Raw genomic sequence first — 6,623 nt, forward strand, 5'->3', positions numbered from 1 at the left:
TTCTACTTGGTTCTATTAACCAAGAACCCCGCACAATGTGCAGGGTAACCAACAAGTTATTTTTTTATTTCAGGCCATTAAGATTGAGGCTGTTGTTCGCTTAATGGTGCAAACTTAAAGTCACCACGTGGTTGGGCGGCTTTAGTTTCTGGGCCAAACCAACGGTTGTAAATCACCTCGGCTTTGCCGTCTTTCTCTAATTTCAACAGTGTTTCATTGACGTTTTCAACCAAACGTGTTTCGCCTTTGCTTGCTGCAAGTGCTTGATATTCTTTTGTTAGGCTGAATGGCGAAATTTCAAAATCAACTTTAACTTTCTCAGGTAAATTACCTAATAAACCCACCAATTTTGCATCGTCTTGGGTAATAGCTTGTACGTTACCATTACGCAGTGCAGCAAATGCCTGTGGGGTATCATCGTAAGAAATCACTTTAGTGTCTGGAAAACGCTCACGTAAAGTGACTTCTTGTACGGTGCCTTTATCTGCACCGATACGCAGAGGTTTAATATCATCAGGGGTTTTTAATACGCCTTTACGGGCAATAAATTTTTGCCCGGTAGCAAAATCAGGGATGGAAAAATCAACTTGTTTTGCGCGTTCATCGGTAATGGTAAAATTCGCCCCAATAAGATCAACTTTGCCAGAAGTTAAAAGTGGAATACGATTCGCAGGATTAGTCGGACGAAGCTCAAGTTTTACCCCTAGGCCATCAGCAATTTCTTGTGCGATATCCACATCATAACCAGCCAATTTCTTAGTTTGAGGGTCAATAAAACCAAAGGGCGGGTTGCTATCAAAGACTGAAATGCGGATCACTCCGGCTTGCTTGATATCATCTAATTTATCTGCGCTAGCGACATTCGCTGTCAGCGCCAAACCTGTGAGTAGAACAGTTGAGAGAATACGAGCTTTCATTGAACACCTCTGGCGGTAAATTTATGTAAATCGACCGTCACAAGCTATCAACTATCTCTTAGCACTTGAAATACTATTAAATAATATATTTATAACTAAGAGGAATAAATGAAGTGAATAAAGAAAGGGGGAAACTTTATACAAGGACCCCGAACATGGTTAAACCATCAATAGACTCTTATTGAGCAAGAAGAAAGTCGGTAGAAGAACGTTTTATACGCTAAACAATTTGTTCTAAAGTAAGCTGACGCCGATATTCAAGAGTAATACTCTAAATAGTTCGGGCTGTAGCTAGGCGGCAAATAAAATTATCCCTAGGGGCATACACAAGTATGTGACCCGAGTAGTCGAACTCAAATATCAGAACTACAGCTTGAGGTATGATAGGTATTTAATGCATTAACCTCATATATTAATACTCTAAATAGTTCGCGTTGTGGCTAGGCGGCAAGCGAGGATATCTCGGGGAGCATACATCAGTATGTGACCCGAGTAACCGAGCGAAGCCAACACCGCCACAGCACGAAATATGACGAGTATTCGAGTAATTATTTATTCGTTAACATCTTCTCAAGACTATCCCCACCGACGTGACGGAAATCTTGCCCCTTCACATAGTAGAAAATAAATTCACAGATATTTTGACAACGGTCGCCAATGCGCTCAATGGAGCGTGCGCAGAACAGTGCCGTTAATACACTCGGGATTGTCCGCGGGTCTTCCATCATATAGGTCATTAATTGACGTACGATACCCTCATACTCTTGGTCAACTTTTTCATCTTCACGGTAAATACGGATGGCTTCTTCAAGATCCATTCGTGCAAATGCATCAAGTACATCATGTAGCATTTGTACCGTATGACGGCCTAATGATTCCAAACTCACTAACAAAGGCTGATGTTGATGAGAGAATTTCTCCAATGCAGTTTGGCAGATTTTGTCCGCAACATCGCCAATCCTTTCCAATTCTGCAATGGTTTTTGAAATTGCCATAATCAGACGCAAATCACTCGCTGTTGGCTGGCGCTTGGCAATAATTTTTACGCACTCTTCGTCAATCGCCACTTCCATCATATTGACTTTATGGTCATTCTCAATAACTTCACGTGCTAAGGCTTCATCCTGATTATGCATGGCCGTAATGGCTTTGGTGAGCTGTTCTTCCACCAGCCCTCCCATTGTCATCAACTCAGTATGGATATGTTCCAGTTCAGCATTGAACTGCCCCGATATATGTTTGTTGTGATTCAGCGTATCCATCGTCGGCTCCATATCAACCGTAGCGGCCAGTAATATAATCTTCAGTTTGCTTCATTTCAGGGGTCGTAAACATCTTGTCAGTGTGATTAAACTCAACTAACTCCCCTAAGTACATGAATGCCGTATAATCAGAACAACGTGCTGCCTGTTGCATATTATGGGTAACAATCACCACAGTGTACTCTGATTTTAATTCACTAATTAATTCTTCAATACGACCCGTTGAGATAGGGTCAAGTGCAGAGCAAGGCTCATCCAGTAACAATACCTCTGGGCGAATAGCTATCCCACGAGCAATACATAAACGTTGCTGCTGACCACCAGACAAGCTATAACCACTTTGGTGGAGTTTATCTTTAGTTTCATTCCATAATGCAGCTTTTGTCAGTGCCCATTGCACACGCTCATCCATTTCTACACGCGATAATTTTTCAAATAAACGGACTCCAAATGCAATATTATCGTAGATAGACATTGGGAATGGAGTGGGTTTTTGAAAGACCATTCCTACTTTTGCTCGTAATAACGCGATATCTTGTTTGTCCGTCAGGATATTCTGACCATCTAATAAAATTTCACCTTCTGCACGTTGTTCGCCATACAGCTCATACATTTTATTAAAGGTACGTAACAATGTGGATTTACCGCAGCCTGATGGGCCGATAAATGCCGTCACTTTATTCTTTTCAATGTCTAAAGAGATATTTTTCAGCGCGTGAAACTTGCCATAGTAGAAGTTGAGGTCACGAACTTTAATTTTACTGTTTGCAATTTCGTTTGCATTAATCATGGTTTACTTTTCTCTCTAAATCTTTAGTTATCCGGGCTTAGTGTTTTTTCTGTGCAAACACAACACGCGCAATGATATTAATCAGTAGGACACATAGGGTAATTAATAACACCCCAGCCCATGCAAGCTCTTGCCATTCAGAGAATGGACTCATTGCAAATTTGAAGATAGTCACTGGTAAGTTGGCAATTGGCTCGCTCATATCTGTACTCCAGAACTGATTCGACAGTGAAGTAAACAGTAACGGTGCGGTTTCCCCCGCAATACGTGCAATAGCCAGCAAAATCCCCGTGATAATCCCGGATACAGATGCTTTTAGCGTAATAGATAAAATCATTTTCCATTTTGGTGTGCCGAGTGCATAAGCGGCTTCACGCAAGCTATCCGGCACTAACTTCAACATATTTTCAGTTGTCCGGATAACAATTGGAATTTGCAACAATGCAAGTGCGACAACCCCAGCCCAACCGGAAAAATGCTGCATCTGTGCAACCACGATGGTGTACACAAACAGACCTACAACGATAGATGGCGCTGATAATAAGATGTCATTAATAAAACGAGTTACCGAAGCTAACCATGACTTACGGCCATACTCTGCTAAATAAATCCCCGCTAAGATCCCTAAAGGAGTACCGATAACCGTAGCCCAGAGGATCAGTAAACCACTACCAACAATGGCATTTGCTAAGCCGCCACCTTCTGTATTAGGCGGTGGGGTCATTTCAGTAAACAGATTGAGGGACATCCCATCAATCCCTTTCGTCACTGTAGAAAATAAAATCCAAACTAACCAAAACAAGCCAAAAGCCATGGTTAACATCGAAACCAATAGAGCCATTCTATTGATTTGACGGCGCCATGCTTGACGGCGAGCGCGTTCTTTTTGATTGACGGCAATAGGTTGAGATAACGACATATTAACGGCCCTCATTCTTCGCAAGGCGCATAACCATCAGCTTGGAGATTGCTAGCACAATGAATGTGATAACAAATAGAATCAGCCCAAGCTCCATCAAGGCAGAGGTATGCAAGCCGCTTTCTGCTTCTGCAAACTCATTCGCCAATGCAGAGGTGATACTATTACCTGGCATAAATAATGACACGCTATCTAGTTGATAAGTATTACCAATCACGAATGTCACCGCCATGGTTTCACCCAATGCGCGGCCTAGACCTAACATCACCCCCCCAATTACCCCATTACGGGTATAAGGCAGAACAATGTTCCAGATCACTTCCCATGTAGTACAGCCAATACCATAAGCTGACTCTTTCATCATCACAGGAGTTTGTTCAAATACATCGCGCATAACAGACGCAATGTAAGGAATAATCATAATCGCGAGGATGATCCCCGCAGCTAAAATACCGATACCGAATGCTGGGCCTGAGAATAACTCACCAACAATCGGAATACTCGACATCACATTCCCCACTGGTTCTTGGAAATATTCCGCAAACAACGGCGCAAAGACGAATAACCCCCACATCCCATAAACAATACTTGGGATAGCAGCAAGGAGTTCAATTGCAATACCTAGAGGCCGTTTTAACCAGTTAGGTGCAAGCTCAGTTAAAAATAAGGCGATACCAAAACTCACTGGTACCGCAATGATCAGAGCAATTAACGATGTCACAATCGTGCCATAAATAGGCACAAGCGCACCGAACTCTTCCGCTGGAGCATCCCACTCTTTGGTCCATAAAAACGAAAAACCAAATTTTTGCATACTTGGCCAAGATGCAAAAATAAGGGAGATAATAATACCCCCAAGCATTAATAAAGTGATTAGCGCGGCAATCTTTACCAATGCACCAAAAATCACATCACCTGATTTGCTAGGAGCTTTAAATGCCGTTGTTTTTTCGGCCATGCGCTTTGTTCTCATTCCACACCTACTTGCTTACGTAGGATTTAATTTACTTCATTTAGAAAGCGGATGTTAGATCCTCTAACATCCGCCTGCCACTGCCAACCCGAGGTTCACTTAGAAAAGTGCTTTACCTTGGCTATCTTTTACTTCTGTTTTCCATGCTGCGCGAACAGCTGTCACCACTTCTTCAGGTAAAATTGCGTAGTCTAATGCTTCCGCTTGCTTACCACCTTTCTCATAGGCCCAGTTAAAGAAGTCGAGCGTTGCTTTACCCTTTTCAGCATTAGCTTGCTCTTTGTGTACTAAAATAAAAGTTGTCGATGTGATTGGCCATGCATTGGCACCATCACGGTTCGTGAGGTCTTGAGCAAAAGATTTAGACCAATCAACTTTTTTCGCTGCTGCGCTGAAACTTTCACCTGTTGGCGAGACTGCTTCGCCATCCGCAGATATCAGTTTAGTATAAGCAAGATTATTCTGTTTTGCGTAAGCATATTCCACATAACCAATAGAACCTGGCAGACGCTGAACAAATGCTGCAACGCCATCGTTACCTTTACCACCTACGCTATTTTTTGGCCAGTTAACTGTTGAGCCCGCACCAATATCTGATTTCCAGCTTGCACTAACTTTCGCTAAGTAGCTAGTGAATACGAAAGTGGTACCTGAGCCATCAGAACGTCTGACGACTGCGATAGTTTGGTCTGGTAGGCTAACATTTGGGTTTAACTTAGCAATAGCAGGGTCATTCCACTTAGTAATTTTACCTAAATAGATATCCCCTAAAGTGTTGCCATCTAAAGTCAGTTGCCCTGACTCAATGCCTTTTACGTTGACAGCCAGGACAACACCGCCAATGACTGTTGGGAACTGAAATAAACCATCTTTTTTCAGTTTTTCGTCAGTTAATGGCGCATCAGAGGCACCGAAATCAACGGTTTTTGCATTAATTTGTTTGACACCACCAGAAGAGCCAATCCCCTGATAGTTTACTTTATTACCTGTTTCTTTCTGATAAGAGTCTGCCCACTTTGCATAAACAGGAGCGGGGAAAGTCGCGCCAGCTCCGGTCAGGCTGGTAGCAGCAAAAGAAGACATTGCGGTCAAAGATAAAGTTGCTGCCATTACGCTTGCTAAGGTGGTACGCGTCATTTTCATAATCCCTCCGGGGATGTATAGAAACAATCAAGTATAAAATTGTTGGGTGTATGTCACGGTAGGAAAAATAGGACAATTTAGTTACGACAACATGTCGTTTTTATGACAGTTTTATGACAATTGCTGATTTTTTCGCTGGCGAGAAAACAAAAACGAAGAAAAATACAATTTTATAACTTAAAATTCAATCAGTTATAAAAACAAAACTTCAAAACTAATATCAAAAAGAAAAATGACAGACTGTCATAAAAGCGAAAAATATTTTTATCCTGCAACTATAAAATAATACTCAAAATAATTTGTGTTGCAGCTAAGCAACCAGAGAGGATATCTCGGGGAGCATACATAAGTATGTGACCCGAGTAGCCGAACGCAGCCAACAACGCTGCGGCGCAAAGTGTGAAAAGTAAAGGAATAGCGCTAAATAGTTCAAGTTGTAGGTAGCCCCTAAAAAAGAGAGCCTCTTTTTCCTACTTGATACAAATAATACTCAAAACAATTTGTGTTGCAGCTAGGCGGCCAAAGAGGATATCTCGGGGAGCATACATAAGTATGTGACCCGAGTAGCCGAACGCAGCCAACAACGCTGCGGCGCAAAGTGTGAAAAGTAAAGGAATAG

General features: G+C 42.1%; 6 protein-coding genes. All 6 read right to left on the bottom strand.

The genetic code is table 11. The annotated features are described in order from the left end of the window. Nucleotides 1-77: 77 nt before the first annotated feature. Nucleotides 78-917 carry an ABC transporter substrate-binding protein gene (locus ACPEH5_RS09425; RefSeq protein WP_042847740.1) on the bottom strand — a complete coding sequence of 280 codons (840 nt, stop codon included), beginning with the start codon at nt 915-917 and terminating at the stop codon, nt 78-80. 548 nt (nt 918-1,465) lie between these two features. Then, the gene (phoU, locus tag ACPEH5_RS09430) at nt 1,466-2,179 is read right to left on the bottom strand and encodes a phosphate signaling complex protein PhoU (RefSeq protein ID WP_036958602.1); all 714 of its coding nucleotides are present in this window, start codon (nt 2,177-2,179) and stop codon (nt 1,466-1,468) included. Nucleotides 2,180-2,192: 13 nt separating this feature from the next. After that, nucleotides 2,193-2,969, bottom strand: coding sequence for a phosphate ABC transporter ATP-binding protein PstB (gene pstB / locus ACPEH5_RS09435; RefSeq protein WP_042847741.1), 777 nt, complete (start codon nt 2,967-2,969; stop codon nt 2,193-2,195). A 37-nt stretch (nt 2,970-3,006) separates the two neighbouring features. Beyond that, the gene (gene pstA, locus ACPEH5_RS09440; protein ID WP_042847744.1) at nt 3,007-3,888 is read right to left on the bottom strand and encodes a phosphate ABC transporter permease PstA; all 882 of its coding nucleotides are present in this window, start codon (nt 3,886-3,888) and stop codon (nt 3,007-3,009) included. A 1-nt stretch (nt 3,889) separates the two neighbouring features. Then, complete coding sequence (gene pstC, locus ACPEH5_RS09445; RefSeq protein ID WP_042847813.1) at nt 3,890-4,846, bottom strand: phosphate ABC transporter permease PstC; 957 nt, start codon at nt 4,844-4,846, stop codon at nt 3,890-3,892. Nucleotides 4,847-4,960: 114 nt separating this feature from the next. Then, the gene (gene pstS / locus ACPEH5_RS09450; protein ID WP_042847746.1) at nt 4,961-6,004 is read right to left on the bottom strand and encodes a phosphate ABC transporter substrate-binding protein PstS; all 1,044 of its coding nucleotides are present in this window, start codon (nt 6,002-6,004) and stop codon (nt 4,961-4,963) included. Nucleotides 6,005-6,623 lie beyond the last annotated feature (619 nt).

Origin of the sequence: Providencia sp. NPDC089933 (assembly GCF_049545585.1) — a bacterium.
GTDB classification, from domain to species: domain Bacteria; phylum Pseudomonadota; class Gammaproteobacteria; order Enterobacterales; family Enterobacteriaceae; genus Providencia; species Providencia huashanensis.